This is a genomic window from Pseudomonas sp. PDM13, from assembly GCF_025685765.1.
Lineage (GTDB): Bacteria > Pseudomonadota > Gammaproteobacteria > Pseudomonadales > Pseudomonadaceae > Metapseudomonas > Metapseudomonas solani.
This window is the reverse complement of the sequence record NZ_JAOTQU010000002.1, coordinates 145,375-167,469: the sequence shown is the minus strand read 5'-3', so window position 1 is coordinate 167,469 and position 22,095 is coordinate 145,375. Positions and strand designations below refer to the sequence as shown.

General features: G+C 66.9%; 24 protein-coding genes. 8 read left to right on the top strand and 16 right to left on the bottom strand.

Translation table 11 applies throughout. From position 1 onward, the window contains the following. Nucleotides 1-12 precede the first annotated feature (12 nt). Both OEJ36_RS02730 and OEJ36_RS02725 read left to right on the top strand, forming a co-directional pair. Nucleotides 13-1,050 (top strand): DUF2914 domain-containing protein, encoded by a 1,038-nt coding sequence (locus OEJ36_RS02730; protein ID WP_263400291.1) that lies wholly within the window; start codon nucleotides 13-15, stop codon nucleotides 1,048-1,050. Nucleotides 1,051-1,222: 172 nt separating this feature from the next. Beyond that, nucleotides 1,223-2,248 carry a DUF6602 domain-containing protein gene (locus OEJ36_RS02725; protein ID WP_263400290.1) on the top strand — a complete coding sequence of 342 codons (1,026 nt, stop codon included), beginning with the start codon at nucleotides 1,223-1,225 and terminating at the stop codon, nucleotides 2,246-2,248. 142 nt (nucleotides 2,249-2,390) lie between these two features. On the opposite strand, the gene OEJ36_RS02720 is transcribed toward OEJ36_RS02725, so the two are convergent. Beyond that, complete coding sequence (locus OEJ36_RS02720) at nucleotides 2,391-3,617, bottom strand: nucleoside recognition domain-containing protein (protein ID WP_263400289.1); 1,227 nt, start codon at nucleotides 3,615-3,617, stop codon at nucleotides 2,391-2,393. A 139-nt stretch (nucleotides 3,618-3,756) separates the two neighbouring features. Here OEJ36_RS02720 and wrbA point away from each other — a divergent pair, with 139 nt between their 5' ends. Both wrbA and OEJ36_RS02710 read left to right on the top strand, forming a co-directional pair. Then, nucleotides 3,757-4,353 carry an NAD(P)H:quinone oxidoreductase gene (wrbA, locus tag OEJ36_RS02715; protein ID WP_263400288.1) on the top strand — a complete coding sequence of 199 codons (597 nt, stop codon included), beginning with the start codon at nucleotides 3,757-3,759 and terminating at the stop codon, nucleotides 4,351-4,353. Nucleotides 4,354-4,364: 11 nt separating this feature from the next. Continuing rightward, complete coding sequence (locus tag OEJ36_RS02710) at nucleotides 4,365-4,604, top strand: hypothetical protein (RefSeq protein WP_263400287.1); 240 nt, start codon at nucleotides 4,365-4,367, stop codon at nucleotides 4,602-4,604. Nucleotides 4,605-4,854: 250 nt separating this feature from the next. Here the strand turns inward: OEJ36_RS02710 and OEJ36_RS02705 are convergent, their stop codons facing one another. The 6 genes from OEJ36_RS02705 to OEJ36_RS02680 form a co-directional block, all read right to left on the bottom strand. Then, on the bottom strand, nucleotides 4,855-5,319 hold the full coding sequence (locus tag OEJ36_RS02705; RefSeq protein WP_184488228.1) for an inhibitor of vertebrate lysozyme family protein: 465 nt from the start codon (nucleotides 5,317-5,319) through the stop codon (nucleotides 4,855-4,857). 9 nt (nucleotides 5,320-5,328) lie between these two features. Further along, nucleotides 5,329-5,490, bottom strand: coding sequence for a DUF1328 domain-containing protein (locus OEJ36_RS02700; RefSeq protein WP_021218842.1), 162 nt, complete (start codon nucleotides 5,488-5,490; stop codon nucleotides 5,329-5,331). A 32-nt stretch (nucleotides 5,491-5,522) separates the two neighbouring features. Next, the gene (locus OEJ36_RS02695; RefSeq protein ID WP_263400286.1) at nucleotides 5,523-5,717 is read right to left on the bottom strand and encodes a hypothetical protein; all 195 of its coding nucleotides are present in this window, start codon (nucleotides 5,715-5,717) and stop codon (nucleotides 5,523-5,525) included. A gap of 21 nt (nucleotides 5,718-5,738) precedes the next feature. Further along, a complete protein-coding gene (locus OEJ36_RS02690) occupies nucleotides 5,739-6,002 on the bottom strand; it encodes a hypothetical protein (protein WP_021218840.1) in 264 nt (87 codons plus the stop codon). Nucleotides 6,003-6,260: 258 nt separating this feature from the next. Further along, nucleotides 6,261-6,695, bottom strand: coding sequence for a ferritin-like domain-containing protein (locus tag OEJ36_RS02685; protein WP_021218839.1), 435 nt, complete (start codon nucleotides 6,693-6,695; stop codon nucleotides 6,261-6,263). A 32-nt stretch (nucleotides 6,696-6,727) separates the two neighbouring features. Next, entirely contained in the window at nucleotides 6,728-7,561 is an 834-nt protein-coding gene (locus OEJ36_RS02680; protein ID WP_263400285.1) for a BON domain-containing protein, read from the bottom strand. A 228-nt stretch (nucleotides 7,562-7,789) separates the two neighbouring features. On the opposite strand from OEJ36_RS02680, the gene algB reads away from it, so the two are divergent. Then, entirely contained in the window at nucleotides 7,790-9,136 is a 1,347-nt protein-coding gene (gene algB / locus OEJ36_RS02675) for a sigma-54-dependent response regulator transcription factor AlgB (RefSeq protein WP_263400284.1), read from the top strand. Continuing rightward, on the top strand, nucleotides 9,133-10,908 hold the full coding sequence (locus tag OEJ36_RS02670) for an ATP-binding protein (protein WP_263400283.1): 1,776 nt from the start codon (nucleotides 9,133-9,135) through the stop codon (nucleotides 10,906-10,908). Before algB ends, OEJ36_RS02670 begins: the two co-directional genes overlap by 4 nt. A gap of 105 nt (nucleotides 10,909-11,013) precedes the next feature. Here the strand turns inward: OEJ36_RS02670 and OEJ36_RS02665 are convergent, their stop codons facing one another. The 4 genes from OEJ36_RS02665 to OEJ36_RS02650 all read right to left on the bottom strand — a co-directional run bounded on the left by OEJ36_RS02665 (nucleotide 11,014) and on the right by OEJ36_RS02650 (nucleotide 14,899). Continuing rightward, nucleotides 11,014-12,645 carry an EAL domain-containing protein gene (locus OEJ36_RS02665; RefSeq protein ID WP_411860959.1) on the bottom strand — a complete coding sequence of 544 codons (1,632 nt, stop codon included), beginning with the start codon at nucleotides 12,643-12,645 and terminating at the stop codon, nucleotides 11,014-11,016. A gap of 96 nt (nucleotides 12,646-12,741) precedes the next feature. After that, nucleotides 12,742-13,554 (bottom strand): N-acetylmuramoyl-L-alanine amidase, encoded by an 813-nt coding sequence (locus tag OEJ36_RS02660; RefSeq protein ID WP_263400281.1) that lies wholly within the window; start codon nucleotides 13,552-13,554, stop codon nucleotides 12,742-12,744. Beyond that, a complete protein-coding gene (locus tag OEJ36_RS02655; protein ID WP_021219840.1) occupies nucleotides 13,551-14,144 on the bottom strand; it encodes a MarC family protein in 594 nt (197 codons plus the stop codon). The genes OEJ36_RS02660 and OEJ36_RS02655 overlap by 4 nt, the downstream gene beginning before the upstream one ends. Nucleotides 14,145-14,218: 74 nt before the next feature. Beyond that, nucleotides 14,219-14,899, bottom strand: coding sequence for a hypothetical protein (locus OEJ36_RS02650; protein ID WP_263400280.1), 681 nt, complete (start codon nucleotides 14,897-14,899; stop codon nucleotides 14,219-14,221). 196 nt (nucleotides 14,900-15,095) lie between these two features. Here OEJ36_RS02650 and OEJ36_RS02645 point away from each other — a divergent pair, with 196 nt between their 5' ends. Continuing rightward, nucleotides 15,096-16,517 carry a DASH family cryptochrome gene (locus OEJ36_RS02645; RefSeq protein ID WP_263400279.1) on the top strand — a complete coding sequence of 474 codons (1,422 nt, stop codon included), beginning with the start codon at nucleotides 15,096-15,098 and terminating at the stop codon, nucleotides 16,515-16,517. 6 nt (nucleotides 16,518-16,523) lie between these two features. Here OEJ36_RS02645 and OEJ36_RS02640 read toward each other — a convergent pair whose 3' ends face one another. The 5 genes from OEJ36_RS02640 to OEJ36_RS02620 all read right to left on the bottom strand — a co-directional run bounded on the left by OEJ36_RS02640 (nucleotide 16,524) and on the right by OEJ36_RS02620 (nucleotide 21,231). Next, the gene (locus OEJ36_RS02640) at nucleotides 16,524-18,602 is read right to left on the bottom strand and encodes a GGDEF domain-containing protein (RefSeq protein WP_263400278.1); all 2,079 of its coding nucleotides are present in this window, start codon (nucleotides 18,600-18,602) and stop codon (nucleotides 16,524-16,526) included. After that, nucleotides 18,599-19,477: an endonuclease/exonuclease/phosphatase family protein gene (locus tag OEJ36_RS02635; protein WP_263400277.1), complete on the bottom strand. Its 879-nt coding sequence runs from the start codon at nucleotides 19,475-19,477 to the stop codon at nucleotides 18,599-18,601. Before OEJ36_RS02635 ends, OEJ36_RS02640 begins: the two co-directional genes overlap by 4 nt. Nucleotides 19,478-19,498: 21 nt before the next feature. Continuing rightward, a complete protein-coding gene (locus OEJ36_RS02630; RefSeq protein ID WP_263400276.1) occupies nucleotides 19,499-20,128 on the bottom strand; it encodes a thiol:disulfide interchange protein DsbA/DsbL in 630 nt (209 codons plus the stop codon). Nucleotides 20,129-20,281: 153 nt separating this feature from the next. Then, nucleotides 20,282-20,887, bottom strand: a complete 606-nt coding sequence (locus OEJ36_RS02625; protein ID WP_021219846.1) for a c-type cytochrome — start codon at nucleotides 20,885-20,887, stop codon at nucleotides 20,282-20,284. A 53-nt stretch (nucleotides 20,888-20,940) separates the two neighbouring features. Beyond that, nucleotides 20,941-21,231, bottom strand: a complete 291-nt coding sequence (locus OEJ36_RS02620; RefSeq protein ID WP_031287843.1) for a c-type cytochrome — start codon at nucleotides 21,229-21,231, stop codon at nucleotides 20,941-20,943. Between the two features lie 175 nt (nucleotides 21,232-21,406). Here OEJ36_RS02620 and yihA point away from each other — a divergent pair, with 175 nt between their 5' ends. Next, nucleotides 21,407-22,054 (top strand): ribosome biogenesis GTP-binding protein YihA/YsxC, encoded by a 648-nt coding sequence (gene yihA / locus OEJ36_RS02615; protein ID WP_263400275.1) that lies wholly within the window; start codon nucleotides 21,407-21,409, stop codon nucleotides 22,052-22,054. The last annotated feature ends 41 nt before the right edge of the window (nucleotides 22,055-22,095 follow it).

Genomic DNA, 22,095 nt, shown 5'->3' with positions numbered 1-22,095 from the left:
GCCGACCTGCCCATGTCGATCTGGAAAAACCGCCTGCTCGCCCTGATCGCGCTGATCCAGCGCCACCCGCGGCTTATCGCGCTCTACGGCTTCTGCTCGGGCGTCGGCAGCTTCCTGCTGGTGGATCGCGGCGCGCGCCTGGCCAAGGTGATCGCCATCGTCATGCTGGTGAGCTGGGTCTGGCTGCTGCTGGAGAACCTGTTCCGCAGCAGCATCGAGCGCCTGTTCAAGATCGAGCTGCCACCGCCGCTGACGCGCTTCCTGACCCAGCTGATCCACCAGGAAAGCCTGTTCTTCGTGCTGCCCTTCTTCCTCATCACCACCAGCTGGAACAGCGGCCAGTCGCTGTTCACCGGGCTGCTGGCGGTGGCGGCGGTGATCTCCATCGTCGACCCGCTGTACAACCGCTTCCTCGCGCCGCACCGCTGGCTGTTCCTCGCCTACCACACCCTGACCCTGTTCGCGGTGCTGCTCACGGCGCTGCCGATCATCCTCCACCTGACCACCGCGCAAAGCTTCGAGTGGTCCCTCGGCATCGCCGTGCTGCTGTCCTTCCTCAGCCTCTACAGCACCATCCGCGTGCAGCGCTGGTGGCGGGGCCTGGCCCTGGTCGGCCTGACCCTGGCCCTGGGCGCCACCGGCTGGCTGACCCGGGTGATGGTGCCGCCGGCCACCCTGTGGCTGACCGAAGTGGCGGTGACCCCGGAGCTGGACGACCACCAGCGCACCCCGGGCAAGGGCGTGGAAACCGTGACCGCCGCCGAGCTGCGCAGCGATGGCCTCTACGCCTACACCGCGATCAACGCGCCGCGGGGGCTGAACGAGCGCATCTACCACCTGTGGCGTTTCGAGGGGAAGGAAGTGGACCGCATCGCCCTGGACATCCACGGCGGCCGCGACAAGGGCTACCGCGCCTGGACCCACAAGCAGAACTTCCCCGCCAACCCGGTGGGCAGCTGGCAGGTGCGTGTGGTCACCGAAGCCGGGCAGATGATCGGCACCCTGCGCTTCGAGGTCACCGATGACCCGCTGCCGCCCAAGCCGAATTGACCGTAGGAGCGAGCTCTGCTCGCGAAGCCTTTGGCGGTGCTGCGCACCGCTTGGCGACTGAAGTCGCCCCTACAGGTGCCTCGACGCACCGATGCAAAAGCGTCGCGAATGAACTCTCCCACGGGCTCAGTGCCTGTAGATTGCGGACGCTCAACCCCCTCAAGGAAGAACCATGGCCATCATCAACAACTGGGCGAAGTCCATCGCCCGGGTGCTGGAAAGCAGCTTCAACGTCAGCAGCAGCATCGCCAATCACTCCACCGTACTCGGCGATGCACGCGAGAGTTTCATCCGCGATGTCCTCAAGCGCTTCCTGCCGAGCAACATCAGCATCGGCTCGGGGCAGATCGTCGACAACGAAGGCGGCATCTCCAAGCAGATCGACCTGATCATCTACCGCAACGACTTCCCCACCCTGCGCACCTTCGGCTCGGCGGACGTGTACCTGATCGAAGGCGTGGTCGCCACGGTGGAGGTCAAGTCGCAGCTCAACGACAAGTCCCTGGTCGAAGCCCTGGAAAACGGCAGGTCGGTGCGCAACCTGCGGCCGTCGTTGCTCAAGGCCTCGCTGGATGACTACAGCACCTGCGTTTTCGGCAAGCCGCACACGGAGCTTTCCATCCCCCAGTACAACTCGCTCATGGGCCTGGTGCTGCCGCCGACCTACATCTATGGCTACCGCGGCTATACCGAGAACAGCCTGGAGGACCTGCGCAGGAGCCTGAACCGCTGGCACAACGTGCCCAACAGCGCCGGCGAGCTGGACGTCACGCTGATGCCGGAGGTGATCGCTACCCAGGGCTGCGTGAGCCTGAAGAACCTCAGCAACTTCCTGCAGCTGCCCCATGCGGGCGCGGAAGACCTCGAGACCTGCCGCCAGTCGTTCAACCAGGCGATGAACACCGACCTCGGCAAGCAGGCGTTCTATGCGAACTTCCGGGCCAACGAAAACGCGCGCTTCGACTATGGCCTGGCCCTGAAGACCTCCGACACGCCGCTGCAGTACCTGATCTCCAGCCTGCTGGAGACGGTCATCTCGCGCATCGGCCACCAGCAGCTGGGCGGTACCGCCATCCAGTACAACCTGCTGCGCTACCACATGACCGAGGAGATGGAGGGCGGCTGGTCCGGTGCGGCGGTGAACGTCACCAACGTGCGCGACCCGAAGCTGGATTTCGCCAAGGCCAACGGGTTCTGAGCCCGGGCGGTGCCGGGCGAATGAATCCGCCCCTACAGGGTTGGACGCAGGCCGTAGGGCGGGTGCAACCCGCCGCCCCGATCACGAATGAATTGGCGCCCACGGGGTGAGCTGTAGCCCGGGCTTCAGCCCGGGAGCCGGGTCAGCCGAAGAACCAGTAGCACACCAGGATCGAGGCGACGACGCCGGCGAGGTCGGCCAGCAGGGCGCAGCCCACCGCGTGGCGGGCGCGCTGGATGCCGACGGCGCCGAAGTACACCGCCAGCACGTAGAAGGTGGTTTCGGTGCTGCCCTGCATGGTGGCGGCCACCAGGGCGGGGAAGCTGTCCACACCCTGGGTGTTCATGGTTTCGATGAGCATGGCGCGGGCGGCGCTGCCGGAGAACGGCTTGACCAGCCCGGTGGGCAGCGCCTCGACGAAGCGCGAATCCCAGCCCAGGCCCTCGACGCACCAGCGGATGCCGTCCAGCAGCACCTCCAGCGCCCCCGAGGCGCGCAGCACGCCCACCGCGCAGAGCATGGCCACCAGGTAGGGCAGCAGGTTCTTGGCCACGTCGAAGCCTTCCTTCGCCCCTTCGACGAAGGTTTCGTAGACCGGCACCTTCTTCAGCGCGCCCATCAGCAGGAAGGTGAGGATCAGGCCGAACAGGGTGAGGTTGCCCAGCAGCGACGACAGCGCCGTGAGCGCGGTGGCCGAGAGCCCGGCGAGCAGCGCCATGAAGCCGCCCAGCAGCAACGCGCCGGTGCCGAACCAGGCCAGCAGCACCGGGTCGTTGAGGCGGATGCGCTGCATCACCGCGACGCTGACCAGGGCAGTGAGGGTGGAGATGCTGTTGGCCAGCAGGATGGGCAGGAACACCAGCGCCGGGTCCTGGGCACCGGCCTGGGTGCGGTACATGAAGATGGACACCGGCAGCAGCACGAAGGAGGAGGCGTTCATCACCATGAACAACACCTGGGCGTTGGTCGCGGTGGTGGGGCTGGGGTTGAGCTCCTGCAACGCCTTCATGGCCTTGAGGCCGATGGGGGTGGCGGCGTTGTCCAGGCCCAGGCCGTTGGCGGTGAAGCTGAGGGTCACCAGGCCGAGGGCCGGGTGGCCACGGGGCACCTCGGGCATCAGCCGCGCGAACAGCGGGCCCAGCAGGCGCGCCAGCACGTCCACCAGCCCGGCCTTCTCGGCGATGCGCAGCAGGCCCAGCCACAGGGTCAGGGTGCCGAACAGCAGCACCATCACCTCGACCGAAAGCTTGGCCATGGCGAACAGGCTTTCCACCATGGCGGCCCAGACACCCGGGTCACCGCCGATCCAGCGCACCAGCGCCGCGGTCGCGGCCACCACGAAGAAGCCGAGCCAAAGGCCGTTGAGCATGAACAATCCCCCGAAAACGATGGGCGGATGATAGCGGCGGGGGCACGGCGCGCGCCAGGAAGCCACCCCGGCAATGTCATGAAAGCCATCTAGGCTGAACCGGGTCGGTCGATGACGACCTCTGTCCTGGGAGATGACGATGAAGAAGGTCCTGGTGCTCTACTACTCCATGTATGGCCATATCGAACGCCTGGCCGAAGCGGTGGCCGAGGGCGCGCGCAGCGTGCCGGGCGTGGAGGTGACCATCAAGCGCGTCGCCGAAACCATACCCGAGGACATCGCCCGCAACGCCGGCGCCAAGCTCGACCAACCCGCCGCCGTGGCCAGCCCCCAGGAGCTGGCGGACTACGACGCCATCCTCTTCGGCACCCCGACCCGCTTCGGCAACATGGCCGGGCAGATGCGCACCTTCCTCGACCAGACCGGCGGCCTCTGGGTGAAAGGCGCCCTGGTGGGCAAGTTCGGCAGCGTATTCACCTCCACCGGCACCGGCGGCGGCTCGGAAACCACCATCACCTCGTTCTGGAACACCCTGGCCCACCACGGCATGCTCATCGTCGGCCTGCCCTACGCGGCCCCCGAGCTGACCGACATCAGCGACGTACGCGGCGGCTCACCCTACGGCGCCGCCACCATCGCCGGCGCCGACGGCTCACGCACGCCGACCGACAAGGAGCTCGCGCTCGCCCGATTCCAGGGCGCCCACGTGGCCAAGTTGGCGACACGACTCCAATGACGGGAAAGGAAATGACCAAGGCCGGCAGGACGCTGGCCCTCTTCGCCGGGCTCACCCTGCTCGAAGGGTGCGCCGGGACGCTGCACACCGCCAACGGCGGTTGGGCACCGGAGAATCAGCAGCTCTATCTGCGAGCTCCAGTGGGAATGCACGGCAATCAGACAGTGGACGGTACGATCCACGCGCTCAGCCTCTATGTGAACGGCCTGCTGGTCAGCGACAAGGTCCGCCCGAGCTGGGATCGCTTTTAGCTTGCGGCTTGCGGCTTATAGCTTTCAGCTGCTCTTCCTTCTTGCCGCTTGTAACTTGCCGCTTGCAGCTGCTTCTAATAACACTACCACCGAGAAGCTGGATCACAGCTTCCCGGCGGCGGCTTCGCCTGACCCGGCCCGCGTTCGCGGAGGTAACCCCTTTACCCCTAGGTCATGCCGCTCTACCGACGCGGAACAACCCGGCCCCATGGTCATGGCCCCGTCCGCGGGGCCTGTGGTCTGAATGGCTTCAGTACCAGTTCGGATCGCTTTTCAGCTGGTCCTCGAGAATCGCCTTCACCTCGTCATCCGGTTCGCCCAGCCAGCGTTTGCTGGCGTGGCGGCTCGGTGATTTGTCCTGGGGCAGGCCTTCCGGCACTTGCACCAGCAGGGCGTAGGCGTCGTCCTTGTCCCAGCTGAAGGCGACGAGCAGTCGTTGGCTGGCGCAGGCATGCGGTTCGCACAACTCGCCAACCAGGTATTTGTCGCCGTCCTGGTCCACCGCCTTCATCGGCGGTGCCGTCCCGCTCAGGTTCATCACCCATTCGGGCAGACGGCTTTCGTCCTTGACCAGCGCCTGCCAGGTCTCGCGGTACTGCGGGTCAGTGCCCAGCAGTTCGTTGAGCCTGTGCTGCGCGTCGGTATCGGCCGCCAGCACCAGGGTGCTGGCGAAGCCGAACGCGGCGGCGGCGCAGAGATCACGCAGGATGCGCATGCTGCCTCCCTAGCCCCTGCGGCGACCGAAGATGAAGGACACCACGAACAGGACCAGGAACAGCACGAAGAGAATCTTCGCGATACCTGCTGCGGTGCCGGCGATACCACCGAAGCCCAGAACGGCAGCGACGATGGCGATGACGAGGAAGGTAAGTGCCCAGCTGAGCATGATGGTTTCTCCTGCTTCGGTTTGTCGGGTTATCAGTGCGCCGGCGACCAGGCCGGTTGCGACTGGGCCGGTTGCGCGGCGGGTGTGTCGTCGGCAACCGGGTTTACGAAATCGATGCCACTGAAATCGTTGCTGTCCTGCAGAGCCTGGCCAACCGCCAGGGCACTGCCGAGCATCAATACGGGGAGGATCAGGAGGGCGGTCAGGAACAGGGCGATGGTCCACATCTTCGTATCTCCTTTATGTGCTCAGAACACCCAACGGGGTTGCTGCGGTTGATCGTTCCAGCGCTGCTGGGCAACGCTCTGCAGCGAACCGTCGTGGAGCATGCCGTTGGCATGGAAAGCGGCCGGGGTCGGCGCGATATCCAGGCGGGCCGGCAGCGGGGGCTGCTGCTCATGGCTGCGCAGGCTCTGGCGCAGCTGGTGTTCGGCCAGGAGGATCAACACCACGGCGAGGGCGGCCAGCAGTACCTTGCCCGCAAGGGCGAGACGCGCATGACGACGGTTCATCCTGAAACACCTCCTGAGCTGTTGATCGATCGAGGGAACCGAAGCTCCCCTGCCTGTCCTTGCGGTCATCGCCGGCTGGCGATTTCCTTTTCCTGATGTATTGATTGCAGAGCGCATGCCAGTTTTTTGATTCAGGTAAATCCATTTAAATTCAATAACTTACAAATCAATTGATCACTGAATCTGCTGGCAACTTGCATGATCGCTAGCGCTACGTCGTGCGTTTTGCATGGCCGGACATCCCTGTCCGATCCGGGCTCACTTCATCGCCAGCTTCAGGCTGCGCATGCGGTCATGGCAGGCCTTCACCCGAGGCATTTCCTGGGCGAGCAGGCCGCGCACCTCGGGCTCGGCGCTTTCCAGGGCGTCTTCGAAGGCGTGGAGGATGCGGTCCTCGGCTTCCTCCAGCTGGCTCACATAGGTGGCCTTCTCGTCGCTGGACAGGGTGGCGCGGGTGTCCGCATAGACCTGGCGCAACTTGCCGACGAAGGTGCCGCCGGTGGACGGGTCTTCATGGTTGGCCGCGACCCGGACCGCCAGGGCCTGGATGACCTGGGTCTTGGCCTGGGCCATGTCGCGGAACAGGCCCTGCAGGGCCGGGTCCTTCACTTCGTCGATGGCGTGCTGGTAGAAGCGCTCGCCGTCACGGGTGATCTCGATCAGCTCGTTGAGTTGCGCAGTGGTATTGGTCATGGCGTTTCTCCTTGGGGGTACGGGTCGCGCGTTCAGCCGGCGACCTTGAGGGATGCGGCGTGCACATCGAGCACGCCGCGAACATTTCTGGCCGTTTCCACCGCCAGCGCCTTTTCTGCCGCCGTGGCCACGTTGCCGGCGAGGCGCACCACGCCGTCGTCGGTTTCCACGGAGATATCCAGGGCGGCGAGGTTGTCGCTGGAGAGGAAGCGGGTCTTCACCTTGCCGGTGATCCAGGCGTCGCCCAGCAGGCTGCCGGCCTCGGCCCGTTGCTCACCGTCGCGCGGGGCGGTGCCGGGCGCGGCGCTGAGGTCAATGGCGTTGTCCACCCGCTCGACGCCCTCGGTGCTGGCGGCCAGCTTGCCGGCCAGCTCACGGGATTCGGTGCTGGTTGCGCGCCCACTGAGGGTGACCAGGCCTTCACGGGTCTCGACGCCGATGTCGAGGCCTTCGGTGGTGGTGTTCCACAGCAGCTTGGATTTCACCTTGGCGGTGACGGTGGCGTCGTCGAGATGGCTGTCGGCGGCGGCAATGGACAGCAAGCGGGGTCGAACGCCCGGGTCGACCCGGATGAGGTTTTCCACCGCGTCGATACCCTCGACGCCGAGTGCGACCTGCTCGGCCAGCTCGCGGTTGACCTCGTTCGTCACGGTGCCGGTGAGCGTGGCCAGGCCATGCTCGACATCGACGTTGAGGGAGAAGGGGCTGAGGTGATGGTTGAAGGCGAAGGCGGTCCAGATGCTGCCTTCCTGGCGGGCTTCGCGAATCTGTTCGCTGAAGCCGTCCCCGGCGGCCGCCGGCAGGGCGACCAGCCCCAGCAAGGCGCTACCGGCCATGGCGAGCGCCAGGCTGTGCAAGTGCGGCATGGAAACCTCCTGTCATCCACTTCGGCGCTCGGCGCCTCCAGATGCAGGGGTTATCGCAAGGCCTGTGCCAGGCCTTTTCGTGGCGTTTATTCATTTAAAATCAATTGGTTATTTCATATGTGTAAATAGCCACTGCATGCAGGCTGCAATACATGTATGAAAGGACCTTGCAACTTGCACGATAATTCCTGGACTAAGCGATACGACTGAACAATGCGGAGCGACAAAATGGCATCAGCAACGGAAACCAAAGGACGCATCCTGCTGGTCGACGACGAGTCGGCGATCCTGCGCACCTTCCGTTATTGCCTGGAAGACGAGGGGTACAGCGTGGCCACCGCCAGCAGCGCGGCACAGACCGAGGCCATCCTGCAGCGCCAGGTGTTCGACCTGTGCTTCCTCGACCTGCGCCTGGGCGATGACAACGGCCTGGATGTGCTCGCGCAGATCCGCGTGCAGGCCCCCTGGATGCGGGTGGTGATCGTCACCGCCCACTCGGCCGTGGACACCGCCGTGGACGCCATGCAGGCCGGCGCGGCCGACTACCTGGTGAAGCCCTGCAGCCCCGACCAGCTGCGCCTCTCGGCTGCCAAGCAGCTGGAAGTGCGCCAGCTCACCGCGCGCCTGGAGGCCCTGGAGGGCGAGGTGCGCAAGCCGGGCGACGGCCTGGATTCGCAGAGCCCGGCGATGATGGCGGTGCTGGAAACCGCTCGCCAGGTGGCGGGCACCGACGCCAACATCCTCATCCTCGGCGAGTCCGGCACCGGCAAGGGCGAGCTGTCCCGGGCCATCCACGGCTGGAGCAAGCGGGCGAAGAAGGCCTGCGTGACCATCAACTGCCCGTCGCTGTCGGCGGAGCTGATGGAGAGCGAGCTGTTCGGCCACAGCCGCGGCGCCTTCACCGGGGCCAGCGAGAGCACCCTGGGCCGGGTCAACCAGGCCGACGGCGGCACGCTGTTTCTCGACGAGATCGGCGATTTTCCCCTTACCTTGCAACCCAAGTTGCTGCGCTTCATCCAGGACAAGGAATACGAGCGGGTGGGCGACGCGGTGACCCGCCGCGCCGATGTGCGCATTCTCGCCGCCACCAACCTCAACCTCGATGAGATGGTCCGCGAGGGCCGCTTCCGCGAGGACCTGCTCTACCGCCTCAACGTCATCACCCTGCACCTGCCGCCCCTGCGCGAGCGCACCGAGGACCTGATCGGCCTGGCCGAGCGCTTCCTCGCCCGCTTCGTCAAGGATTACGCGCGCCCGGCCCGCGGCTTCAGCGACGCCGCGCGCGATGCGCTGCTGGGCTACCACTGGCCGGGCAACGTGCGCGAACTGCGCAACGTGATCGAGCGCGCCAGCATCATCTGCGGCCAAGAGCTGGTGGAAATCGCCCACCTGGGGCTGAGCGAGGCGCCGTCCAACAACGCCCCGCGTGTTGGCGCCTCCATGAGCCTGGAGGACCTGGAGAAGGCCCATATCGCTGCCGTGCTCGCGGCCAGTGAAACCCTCGACCAGGCCGCCAAGACCCTTGGCATCGACGCCTCGACGCTCTATCGCAAACGCAAGCAGTACGGTCTATGAAGCTACCGATGAAGCTGCGAACGCGGCTTTTCCTCAGCATCTCGGCGCTGATTACCGTGGCACTCCTGGGGCTGCTGCTGGGGCTGACCAGCGTCATGCAACTGGCCCGCTCCCAGGAGCGCCTGATCTCCTACAACTTCGCCACCATCGACCTGGGCGAGAAGCTGCGCACGCACCTGGGCGACCAGCTGGTGAACCTCACCCGCGAACAGCCGGATATCCAGGCGCTGCTCACCTCGCAGCAACGTTTCCTCGCCGTGGTGCAGCAGGGCCTGATGAACGCCCGTGACGAACGGACCCGCCAGGGTTTCCAGGCCATCGCCGACAGCTACGGCGAGTTCCTGCGGGTCAGCGAACGCAACACCGACCGCCGCGACGACGATTTCAGCCAGGCCCTCAACGCCACCCGCAACGCCATGCTGGCGCTGCAGAAACACGCCCTGCAGAGTGCCGCCGAGGCCGAGCAATCGGCCCGCGAACGCGCCGGGCTGGTGGCCACCCTGCTGGGCCTGCTGGGCATCGCCGTTCTGCTGATAGGCTTCGTCACCGCCCACGGTATCGCCCGGCGCTTCGGCCAGCCCATCGAGGCCCTGGCCCGCGCCGCCGACCGCATCGGCCAGGGTGATTTCCAGGTGACCCTGCCGATTTCCACGGTCAGCGAGATGGCCTCCCTGAGCCGCCGCTTCGGCCTCATGGCCGAGGGCCTGCGGCTGTTCAAGGAAACCAATATCGAGAAGCTGCTGGCCGAGCAGCGCCGCCTGAAGGCGGTGCTCGACAGCATCGACGACGGCTTGCTGATCCTCGACCGCCAGGGCCGCATCGAACACGCCAACCCCGTGGCCCAGCGCCAGCTGGCCTGGGAGACCGAGCAGCTCGGCCAACCCCTGAGCCAGGCCCTGGACAACCCGGCCATGGAGGCACCGACCCAGCAGGTGCTGCGCGGCCAGCCCCTGGAGCAGGTGCCGCCGGACCTGGCCATCGAGGTCGAGGGCGAGAACCGCCTGCTGAGCTGGCGCCTGACCCCGGTGAGCCTGGACGAGGAGCGCATCCTCGGTGCGGTGATGGTGCTGCGCGACGTTACCGAGCAGCGCGCCTTCGAACGGGTGCGCAACGAGTTCGTGCTGCGTGCCTCCCACGAGCTGCGCACCCCGGTGACCGGCATGCAGATGGCCTTCGGGCTGCTGCGTGAGCGCCTGGTCTTCGCCGAGGAGTCCCGCGAGTCCGACCTGCTGCTGACGGTGGACGAGGAGATGCAGCGCCTGGTGCGGCTGATCAACGACCTGCTGCATTTCTCCCGCTACCAGAACGGCATGCAGACCCTGACCCTGGCGCCCTGCGATATCGACGACCTGCTCGGCGCCCTGCGCACGCGCTTCCAGGAGCCGGCGCAGAACAAGGGCATCAGCATCGAGCTGGACCTGCAGGAGCCGCTGCCCCGCGTGCCCATCGACCGCCCGCAGGTGGAGCGGGTGCTGGACAACCTGGTGAGCAACGCCATCCGCCATACGCCCAATGGCGGGCATATCCGTCTGCAGTCGCGGCGCCACGGCGAGCGGGTGATCCTCAGCGTCGAGGACAACGGCGAAGGCGTGCCCTACAGCCAGCAGGCGCGCATCTTCGAGCCCTTCGTGCAGCTGGGCAGCTACACCGGCGGCGGCGTTGGCCTCGGCCTGGCGCTGTGCAAGGAGATCGTCCAGCTCCACGGCGGCCGCATCGGCATCTACTCGCGCCCTGGCGAAGGCGCGCAGTTCTACCTGGCGCTGCCGCTCTAGCGGCGCGCCCTTTCCCTTCACCCCCGCACGGGCGGGGGCGCTTCGCGAGCAGAGCTCGCTCCTACCCGGCGAGTGTGGACGTCGTGCTGTGGTTCAAGGACGGGACTAGGCGGCGGGCAGGGTTTCGTCGTTGAGGGCCTGAGTGAGGTCGAGCTGGCCGGTCACCAGGTCGCGGAAGCGCGCGGCGGTGAGCGGCCGCGAGAACAGCCAGCCCTGGCCATAGTGGGCGCCCTCGCTGGCGAGGAACAGCGCCTGGGCCTCGTGCTCGATGCCTTCGGCAACCACCTTCAACTGCAGCGCCTGGGCCATGTGCACGATGTGCGGGGCGACACCGCTGCTGGCGGCGTCGTGGCCGAGGGCATCGACAAAGGCCTTGTCGATCTTCAGCACATCCGCCGGCAGCGCCTGCAGGTAGGCCAGGCTGCTGTAGCCGGTACCGAAATCGTCGATGAGGATGCGGTGGCCCTGGGCGCGCAGCTGGCCCAGCACCTCCTGGGCGGCATGGATATCGGCCAGGCCATGCTCGGTGACCTCGAAGGCGATCTGCTGCGCCGGCACCTGGTAGCGCGCCAGCAGGGCGGCGGTGAGCGGTGCGATGCGCGGCGAGCCGACATCGCAGGCGGCCAGGTTGATGGAGATGTACAGCTCGGGGTTCTTGCGCAGGAATGCACTCTGCTGGGCCAGCACCTGCTCGATCATGAAGTCGGTGATGTCGCGGATCTGCCCGGTGCTTTCGGCCAGGGGGATGAACAGGTCCGGGCTCATCATGTTGCCGTCGGTGCGGCGCCAGCGCACCAGCGCCTCGGCGCCGACGCAGCGGCGGCTGGTCAGGTCGAACAGCGGCTGGTAGCGCACCCGCAGCTCGCGCCGGCGGATCGCACCCTGCAGCTCGCCACTGAGGGATTGGCGGCGGCACATGGCGTAGTAGGCGAGCACGCCGCACAGCAGCGACAGCAACGCCGCCAGCGGCAGCCAGCCGAGCAGCGCATCACGGGCGCGGGCCATGAGTTCGCCGCGCGGGGTCATCACCAGCAGGTCGAACTCCGGCGTCTGGGTGGGCATGCGATAGGCGAGGCGATCGGCATTCACCTCCAGCTCGTAGTCCTTGGGGGTCGGCCACTCCGAGCCCGGCGGCCAGGGCTGCGCCAGGCCGAGGATCGGCAGCGCGGCGCCGGTGCTCTTGGGCAGCAACAGCAGGCTGGCCCCGGCGGGCAGCTCGACCATGTCGCTGAGGTGGCCGCGCGAGGTGGAGAGGCGGAAATAGCCGCGCCCGACCACCAGGGCGGCGAGGTTGTCGTCCGGCTGGTCGGTGCTGTTGAGCCAGTAGCTCTGGCGCTGGCCGACGATGTCTGCCGGGCGTTCGGGGCCGAAGGAGTTCTGCCGCGGCCAGGAGGAACAGCGCTGCCCCCCGCCGATGAAGGCCGCCTCGTAGATGAAGCGGTAGCGGAAGTTGATCTGCCGCAGGGTCTCCACCATGGCCATGTCGCAGCCGCGCAGGGGCTGGGCTTCGAGTTTGTCGAGGGCCTCGTGGAGCTGGCCGAAGACCTGCTCCAGGCGCACCAGGAAGCGCTCGCCCTGGACCTTCATCTGTTCCTGCTCGGCGCGCTGGGCCTGTTGCGCCGACAGCCACAGGCTGGCCAGCACCAGCAGGCAGGCACTCAGCAGGCCGACCAGGATGGCCACGGGCAGGGGTTGGTAGAGGGTGCGGCGCCAACGGGCGAAGGGGGGCTGCATGATGGGGAGGGTCGCGTCCGAGCGAGATCACTCAGGTATAGCCCACCGCCAGGAAATCATCGCGCCAGCCGCCGACCGGTGCTGGGCGCGATTCGGGCGTCAGTAAAACGTCACGGGACGGAGCGGCAGCGCCTCGCCCGGCATGCGGTTGAGCACCAGCAGCAGGGCGGCGGTCTCGGCGTCGGGCTGGCCGTCGAACAGGTGCGGGCGGTACTTCATCTGGAAGGCGGCGATGACATTGCGCGTGGCTTCGTCCAGCTGGCCGTTGCGCGGCACCGGGTAGCCCTGGCGGGCCAGCTGCATCTGGAACCAGCCGACGGTGGGCAGCGCCTGGGCGAAGCGCGCCTGCTCGACCGCCACGGCGGAGGCTTCCGGCCAGGGCACCAGGCCGGCCTCGGCGAGGCGCTTCCAGGGGAACAGCGGGCCCGGGTCGACCTTGCGCTGGGGGGCGATGTCGCTGTGGCCGATGATGCTGCCCAGGGGCAGGTTGTGGCGTTTGACGATGTCCTTGAGCAGCACGATCAGGGCGTCGATCTGCTGGTCGTCGAAGGGCTGCCAGTTGCGCCCGGTGGCGGTCTGCTCGTAGCCCTCGTTGACCAGTTCGATGCCGATGGTGCTCGCATTCAGCCAGGTGCGCCCCTGCCACTCGCTCTGCCCGGCATGCCAGGCGCGGCGGTTCTCGTCCACCAGTTGGTAGATGGTCGGAGGCTGGGTGCCGATCAGGTAATGCGCACTGACCTCGCCGTGGGTGAGCAGCGCCAGGGAGCGCGGCAGGTCGGTGGAGGTGTAGTGCAGCACGACGTATTGCACGCGGCTGTTCTGGTTGACCGAGGTCTGGCTGCGATCGATGCGCGGGCCGCTGGTGCAACCGGCGAGCAGGGCCAGCAACAGGCCGAGGGCTAGGGTTCTCATGGGGTGATATGTAGCACGCTTTGCAGGTTGTCCAGGAGCATGTCGACACTGAGCATGATCAGCAACATGCCGGTCAGGCGCTCCACCGCCATCAGCCCGCGCTGGCCGAGGAAGCGCTGCAGGAAGGCCGCCTGGAGCAGGATCAGGGCGGTGCAGGCCCAGGCCACCAGCACGGCTACGTAGAGCTCCCAGAGCTCGCCCTGGTGGGTGTTGCGCAGGGTCATCAGCACCGCCAGCGCGGAAGGGCCGGCCACGGCCGGGGTGGCCAGGGGCACCAGCATGGGTTCGCCATCCGGCAGGTCGCCGAGCACGCCTTCGGGCCGCGGGAAGATCAGGCGCAGGGCGATGATGAAGAGGATGATGCCGCCGGCGATGGCGATCGCCTCGCGGGACAGGCCGAGGCCGCTGAGGATGTTTTCGCCGAAGGTGAGGAACAGCAGCAGCAGGCCGAGGGCGAACACCAGCTCACGCAGGGCCACCTTGAGCCGGCGCTCCGGCGCCACGTTCTTCAGTGCGGCGAGGAAGATGGCGATATTGCCGAAGGGGTCGGTGACCAGAAAGATCAGCACGGCGATGCCGAGAATTTCCATGGGCGCTCCTCAACTGAAGGACGAAGTGTAAAGGGCGCTGGCGGCGACGTCTCGCCGCCGTGCCGGGTCGGGTGTCAGAAGTGGTACTTGAGGGTGGTGTTGACCGCACGCTGGTCGCGCGAGGCGTTGCCGCGCACGTCGTCCAGCTCGCTGTAGCCACCGCTCTGCTGCAGGTACTGGATGCCGAGGAACAGCTGGCGGCCCTGGGCGAAGAAGTAGTCGCCGGCATCGAAGCTCAGCTGCGGGCTGAAGCTCAGGCCCTGTTCACGGTCGCCTTCGGCACCGGCCCAGTCCAGGCCGCCATCGAGCATCCAGTTGGCCTCGCCAAGGCGGAAGGCATAGGCCCAGGCGCCGCTGAACTGCACGCTGTGGCCAGGCTCGTCCTGGTCGTCGCGGTCGTAGAGGCTGAGGGTCAGGTAGTCGAAACCGGGGGCCTGCAGGTCGAAGGCCGGGCCGAGCAGGTTGCCGCCCTGGCCGGGCGCCGGGGCCGCGTGGGCACCGCTGAGGCGCATCTGCAGGGGCGCCGGGGTATGGCCGGGCAGGTCCGCCAGGGCCTTGGGCGAGAGTCCGGCGGTGAAGGCCGGGCGCTCGGTGGCGAAGCTGAGGAAGCTCTCGCCGGCGGAATAGGGCAGGGTGGAGAACTGCAGGTTGCTGTCCTGCAGGTGCAGCAATTCGTTGCCGGCGACCTGAACGGCGCCGAAGGTCAGGGCAAAACCACCCAACCAGCTGGCGATACGGGAAAAGGAAAGACGCATTGACGATGTCTCCACAGGTGAAAGCAGGCAGGGCCCGCGAAAAAAGGGGCGGATTATACGCAGCTCCCGGCCCGACGGCAGCAACGCCACCGGTCATCCTCCCGACGGCACTGTTCAAGCCCGGCGAAAAGCCTATAACGTCTAGAGGCCAGCGGAATCAGTTGGCATAGGGAAATGCCTGCCGAGGATTTACGTCATGCGTCGTACTCTGCTCTGGTTCAAACAGGATCTGCGCCTCGATGATCACCCTGCCGTGCAAGCGGCGCTGGCGGCCGATTGCGTCCTGCCGCTGTTCGTTTTCGACCCGACCCTGCTGCGCCCGGGCGACCTCGGCATCCGCCGCATGGGCGTGCACCGCGCGCGGTTCCAGCTGGAGAGCCTCACCGCCCTGGACGCCGAGCTGCGCCAGCGCGGCTCGCGCCTGCTGGTGGTGCAGGGCAACGCCGCGCAGGTGATCCCGGCGCTGCTGGAACACCTGGACCTGAACGAAGTACTGACCCTGGAGGAAGTGGCGCCCCAGGAGCGCACCCTGGTGGAGGAGCTGCGCCAGGCACTCGGCGATACCCCCCTGCGTGAGCTGGCCGGCAACAGCCTGCTGCGCCGCGAGGAGCTGCCGACCCCGGTGGAGCAGCTGCCGGCGGTGTTCAGCCAGTTCCGCGAGCAGGTGGAGCAGCGCCCCAGCGTCTATCAGCCACGCTCGGCCCCGGCGGCCTTGCCGCCCCTGCCCGAAGCGGTGGAGCCGCTCTTCGAACCCCTGCCGACGCCAACCCGCCTGGGCCTGGGCGAGCCGGTGAGCCTGTCCGTCAGCGCCTTCCCCTTTTCCGGCGGCGAGGTCGCGGCACTGGCGCGACTGCGCGATTACCTGTGGGCGACCCAGGGCGTCCGTACCTATCAGGAGAATCGCAACGGCATGGTGGGCAGCGAATACTCCTCCAAGTTTTCCCCCTGGCTGGCCAACGGCAGCCTCTCGCCGCGCCGCGTCGCCGCCGAGCTGCGCCGCCACGAGGCGCAGTACGGCGCCAACGCCTCCACCCACCAGCTGTGGCAACAATTGCTATGGCGTGACTACTTCCGCTGGACCCTGCTGCGCCATGGCAGCGCGCTGTTCGAGGCCGGCGGCCTGAAGGCCACGGTGCGCGCACCGCAGCAGCTGGACGAACGTTTCGAGAGCTGGTGCCAGGGCCGCACCGGCATGCCGCTGGTGGACGCCAGCATGCGCGAGCTGGCGGCCACGGGCTTCATGTCCAACCGCGGCCGCCAGGTGGTGGCCGCCTACCTGGTGCACGACCTGGAGCAGGACTGGCGCCACGGTGCCGCCTGGTTCGAAGAACACCTGCTGGACTACGACCCGGCGAGCAACTGGGGCAACTGGGCCTACCTGGCCGGCGTGGCCAGCGACCCGCAGCGCAGCCAGGCCTTCAACGCGCTGCGCCAGGCCCGTCATTACGACCCGGATGCGACCTATGTGAGCCTGTGGTTGCCGGAGCTGCGAGCGCTGCCCCAGGAGCTGCGGCATACGCCCTTCCAGCTCTCGCGCCTGCAGCTGGACGCCCTGGACTACCCGCGCCTGGAGCACGTGCCGGAAGGCTGGAAGCCCTACCTGACCCACGCCGCCTGAGGCGGCTCAGCCCAGTTCGATGCGGTTGCGGCCTTCGCGCTTGGCGCGGTAGAGCGCCTGGTCGGCGCGCTCGAACGTCTGCTCGTCCTTCTCGCCCTCGACGAAGGACACCAGCCCCCCCGACAGCGTGATGGTCACGGGCTCGCCCTTGAAGTGGAAGGGGCATTGCTCGATGGCCGAGCGCAGGGTGTCGAGCAGTTGCTGGCCACCCTCCAGCGGTGTGGCGGGGATCAGCAGGACGAACTCCTCGCCACCGAAGCGGGCGATGAAGTCGGTTTTGCGCAGGCGCTTGGCGATCTCGCCGGCGATGATCTTCAGCACCTTGTCGCCCGCCAGATGGCCATAGTTGTCGTTGATGCGCTTGAAGTGGTCGATGTCCAGCACCGCCAGCAGCAACTCGCCGCCGTAGCGCTTCCAGCGCGCCACCTCCAGCTCCAGGCGCTCGCTCCAGGCGGCGCGGTTGGGCAGCCCGGTGAGGGTATCGCTGAGGGCTTTCTGGCGCTGCTCTTCCAGGTGGTCGCGGAAGGAGCTGGCCTCCTGCTCCATGGTGGCGACGCGCTCCACCAGGACCTTGAGGCGCCCACCGACCTCTTCTTCACGCGCATCACGCTGGCGCTGGTAGTCGTTCATGGTGTTGAGCAGGCCGTCGAGGCGCTGCTCCACGGAGAGTTTGAGGTCGTCCAGGTCGGTGGCGTCCTGCACGCTGCTTTGCAGGTCGCTGACCTGCTCACGCAACTGGTCATCGAGGACGCGAGCGCTTTCCAGGGTTTCGCTGTAGCCCTCGTGGGCAGCGGAAATGGAGGCGACGAAGGTCACCAGGCGCTCGTTGAGCTGCTTGAGGTAGATGGCGAAGTCGCGGTGCTCGCTGTCGGTGACGGCCAGCACCAGCACGGCGAGGTCGTCCAGCACGGGCACCAGTTCGTACCAGTTCAGGCCGCCCACCAGGCGCTCGCGCAGGGCTTCGCCCTGGGGCTTGTGGCGCTCGGGCAGCTCGAGTTCGTCCAGCAGCCCGCGCAGGCTGGCGGCGACGTGGGGCGCCACGGCGCTGTAGCCAGGCTCGGGCAGGGTGGGCAAGGCGTAACTGGGGTCGCCTTCGCCGGTGATCAGCGCCGCCGGCAAGGGCAGGCTGTCGAGGCGCGGCGACAGGCTCGGGCTGACACCGCCGGCCAGCGCGGTGACAGGCGCCGGGACGGCTGCAGCGAGCGGCTCGGCAGGGGCCGCCGGTGCAACCTCGGGCACAAGGGGCGCGACGACCGGGGCCGCTTCGGCGACCGCCTGGACCGCCTGCTCGGTAGCGGCGGTAGGGACGGGCGCGGGAGCCTGGGCAGGAGCTGGGGCAGGCGCCGGAGCGGCTGCCGCAGCCACGGGGGCCGGCTCAACGGTAGGCGGCACGCCGGGAGCCGGGGCGGCAGCGGGTGCCTTGGCCGGCTGCGCGGGCTCGTCGTCCAGCTGGGGCGCGGCCTGCAATGCGGCAGGTGCCGGGACGGCCGGGGGCGGGGCCAGGGCGTCACCGGTCGGCAACGCGGCGGCAGCGGGCGGGGCATCTTCGGCGACGTCACCCTGGCTGCCGAACAGGCGCTGCAGCAGGCCGGGCTTGGGCGTAGCGGCGTCGCTGTTGGCCAGCTCGTCGAGGGCGCGGCGCTGCAGGTCGCTCAGCTCGCCGAGCATGGCGGGCATTTCCCGCGCCTGGCTGGCACGCTCGTCGATGCGCTTGGCGAACTGCTTGAGGGATTTGCGCACGTCACGGGGGACTTCCAGCTTCAGCAGCTGGTTGGTCAGCCCGGTGAGGGCGCCGACGTTCTGCTCGACCCGTTGCTGGCGGCGCTGCTCGGAGTCCAGCACGGCCTTTTCCAGGCGCGGGATCAGGGCGGAAAGGCCGGCGTCTATCTGGTCGCCACGGATGATCTCGCGCAGCTCCTGCATGCACTGGTCGACAGCCTTGTCGCTGCCTTCGGCGGCGAGGGAGCTGCGCACCAGGCCACGGCGCAGGAGGTCGAGGCGGGCGTCCCAGCGACGCTCCAGCTTCTCCTGCTGCTCGAGGCTCTGCAGGTACTTTTCTTTCCAGCGCTGGCCGTCGTCGCTCATGGATTCGATCCGTCGGGGGTGTCCACCAGGGCCGGCAGCGCATCCCCGGTGAGGGACGTGGGCAGGCGGATGTCCACCGCCACTGGCAAGTGGTCGGAGATGGGTTGGCTGAGCACCTGCACGCGCTCCAGGGTCAGGCTGGGGCTGAGCAGGATGTGGTCGAGGCAGCGCTGCGGGCGCCAGCTCGGGAACGTGGCCTCGACCTGCGGCGCGAGCAGCCCGAGGTCACGCAGGGGCGAGTTCTGCAGCAGGTCGTTGGCGTGGGTGTTCATGTCGCCCATCAGCACCTGGTGGCGGTAGCCGCCGATGAGCTCGCGGATGTAGGCGAGCTGGCGGGTGCGGGCCTTGGTGCCCAGGGCCAGGTGCATCATCACCACTACCAGCGCGTCCTCGCCCTCGCCGAAGCGCATGAAGATGGCACCGCGCCCGGGCGGGCCGGGGAGGGGGTGGTCTTCGAGCTGGGTGGGCTGCAGGCGGCTGAGCAAGCCGTTGCTGTGCTGGGCGATGCGCCCGAGGTTGCGGTTGAGCTGCTGGTACCAGAAGGGGAACGCGGCCAGGTGGGCGAGGTGCTCGACTTGGTTGACGTAGCCGGAACGCAGGCTGCCACCGTCGACTTCCTGCAGGGCCACCAGATCGAAGTCGCCGAGCAGGGCGCCGATGCGCTGCAGGTTGCTGGCGCGGCCGGCGTGGGGCAGCAGGTGCTGCCAGCTGCGGGTCAGGTAGTGGCGGTAACGGCCGGTGCTGATGCCGACCTGGATGTTGAAGCTGAGCAGCCGCAGGCGGCCGTCCTGGGGGAGGCCGCTGGAGCCACAATGAGGATTGACCTGCGGAGCCCGCAGGCCAGCGGTTCGATCATTGCTCCAGCGGCGCAGCATCTTCGCTCTGCCGGGCGCCGCTTACTTCGCGGCGCGCTCCTTGGCGATGAGGAAGTCGGCGACCTGAGTGGCCTGCTCGAGGCCGCCCGAGGAGCCGATGTCGAAGCGGTATTTGCCGTTGACGATCAGGGTCGGTACGCCGGAGATCTGGTACGCCATGGCGAGCTTCTTGGCCTTCTCCATCTGGCTCTTCACGCCGAAGGAGTTATAGGCCTTGATGAAGGCCGCCTTGTCGACGCCCTGGCCAGCGAGGAACTCGGCCATCTCGTCGGGGGTGGAGAGCTTCTTGCCTTCCTTGTGGATGGCATCGAACACGGCTTTGTGCACGGCGTGCTCGACGCCCATGCTTTCCAGGGTGATGAACAGTTGGCCGTGGACGTTCCACACGCCACCGAACATGGCAGGGATGCGCACGAAGTTGACGTCTTCCGGCAGCTTCTCGGTCCAGGCGTTCAGAGTGGGTTCGAATTGGTAGCAGTGAGGGCAGCCGTACCAGAACAGTTCCACCACTTCGATCTTGCCGGGCTTGGAAATCGGGACCGGGCTGCTCAGTTCGACGTACTGTTTGCCGGCCTGGATATCCTCGGCCTGTGCGGTCATGCCGAAAAGGCTCGCACTGGCAAGAACGGCGGAAAGAATCAGGTTACGCATGCTCAACTCCTAAGCGGGTCATATGGTTCTGCGGCGGGCCTTGCTTCGACCGATCTCATCGCGACCGGTTCCGGCAATTGTAGCGGGGGAGCCAATGAAAAAGGGTGGCCATGGCCACCCTTTTATTTACCGTTTTCTACCGCTGGGCCGGACTTAGTGCAGACCCTGAATGTAGCTGGAGACGGCTTCGATGTCCTTGTTGCTCAGCTTCGCGGCGATGGCGCGCATGATCATGTTGTCGCCATCGTTGGTGCGGTTGCCTTCGCGGAAGTCGGTCAGCTGCTTGGCCACGTACTGGGCATGCTGGCCACCCAGGTGCGGGAAGCCGGCAGCGGCGTTGCCGGCGCCGTTCGGGGAGTGGCAACCGGTGCAGGAGGGCATGCCTTCTTCCAGTTTGCCGCCACGGAACAGGGCTTCACCGCGAGCGACCAGCTTGGGATCGGCGGCGCCGACACTGCCGGACTGGCTGGCGAAGTAGGCGGCGATGTCGGCCAGGTCCTGATCGCTCAGGTTGGTCAGCAGGCCGGTCATTTCCAGAACCTGGCGGTTGCCGGACTTGATGTCGTGCATCTGCTTGAGCAGATAGCGCTCGCCCTGGCCAGCCAGTTTCGGGAAGTTGGGGGCAGCGCTGTTGCCGTCCGGGCCATGGCAGGCACCACATACGGCAGCTTTCGCCTGACCGGCTTTGGCGTCGCCAGCGGCGTGGGCCAGACCGGTGATGCCCAGGGTCAACAGCAGACTCACGAGTACTTTGTTCATCAGCTAATCCAATTACGGCTAAGGGTGAAAGAGTTAGCGCCGGGCTACCTTGATTATTGGCTCATCCACTGGATGACCGCTTGGTAGTCCTCGGCACTGCAGTCCATGCACAAGCCTCGGGGAGGCATGGCGTTCAAACCATTGGTGACGCTCTTGACCAGAGCATCGTTGCCCTTGGCCAGACGCGGCTCCCAGGCGGCCTTGTCGCCTTTTTTCGGCGCCATAGGCAGTTGACCGTTGTGGCAGGCACTGCAGGTCCGGTTGTAAACCGCTTCCGGATCCTGGGCAGCCTGCGCGCCAAAGGCCAGCGCCGCAAGGCTTGCGACGAGTAGCACTTTCTTCATGATCAACCTCATCAGAGGGGCCCTGCCATGCGTTCTGTCGCGCAACGGTCAGTCCCGTGAACACTGAACCCTGGGGGATAAAGCGCACACTAAATCTGCGGCATTATATACTGGCGATGCTCAAACGGAAACGAAACAGCCCCCTGCGACACCGCGTCGCACCCGTGGACACCTCATGTCATTCAAGAACCCGATCATCGGTCTGTGCCAACAGGCCCGCTTTCTCATCAGTGCCGCCAAGGTGGATCAGTGCCCTCCCGACGAAGGTCTGGAAGTCGCATTCGCCGGGCGTTCCAACGCCGGCAAGTCCAGCGCGCTGAATACCCTCACCCACGCCAGCCTGGCGCGTACCTCGAAGACCCCGGGGCGCACCCAGCTGCTCAACTTCTTCTCCCTGGACGACCAGCGTCGCCTGGTGGACCTGCCCGGCTATGGCTACGCCAAGGTGCCGATCCCGCTCAAGCAGCACTGGCAGCGCCACCTGGAAGCCTACCTGAGCAGCCGCGAAAGCCTGGCCGGGCTGATCCTGATGATGGACATCCGCCATCCGCTGACCGACTTCGACCGGCTGATGCTCGACTGGTCCAGCGCCGGCAACATGCCCATGCACATCCTCCTGACCAAGGCCGACAAGCTGGCCTTCGGCGCCGCGAAGAACGCGCTGCTCAAGGTCCAGCAGGACATCCGCAAGGGGTGGGGCGAGGGCGTGACCATCCAGCTGTTCTCGGCACCCAAGCGCCAGGGCATCGAGGAAGCGCAAGCGGTGCTGGCCAACTGGCTGCAACTGGGCGAGGAATTCGGGCAGGTCGAGCCGGAGGCCTGAATCGCAGGCAAAAAAAACCCCGAGCTTCGTATGGGGAGGGG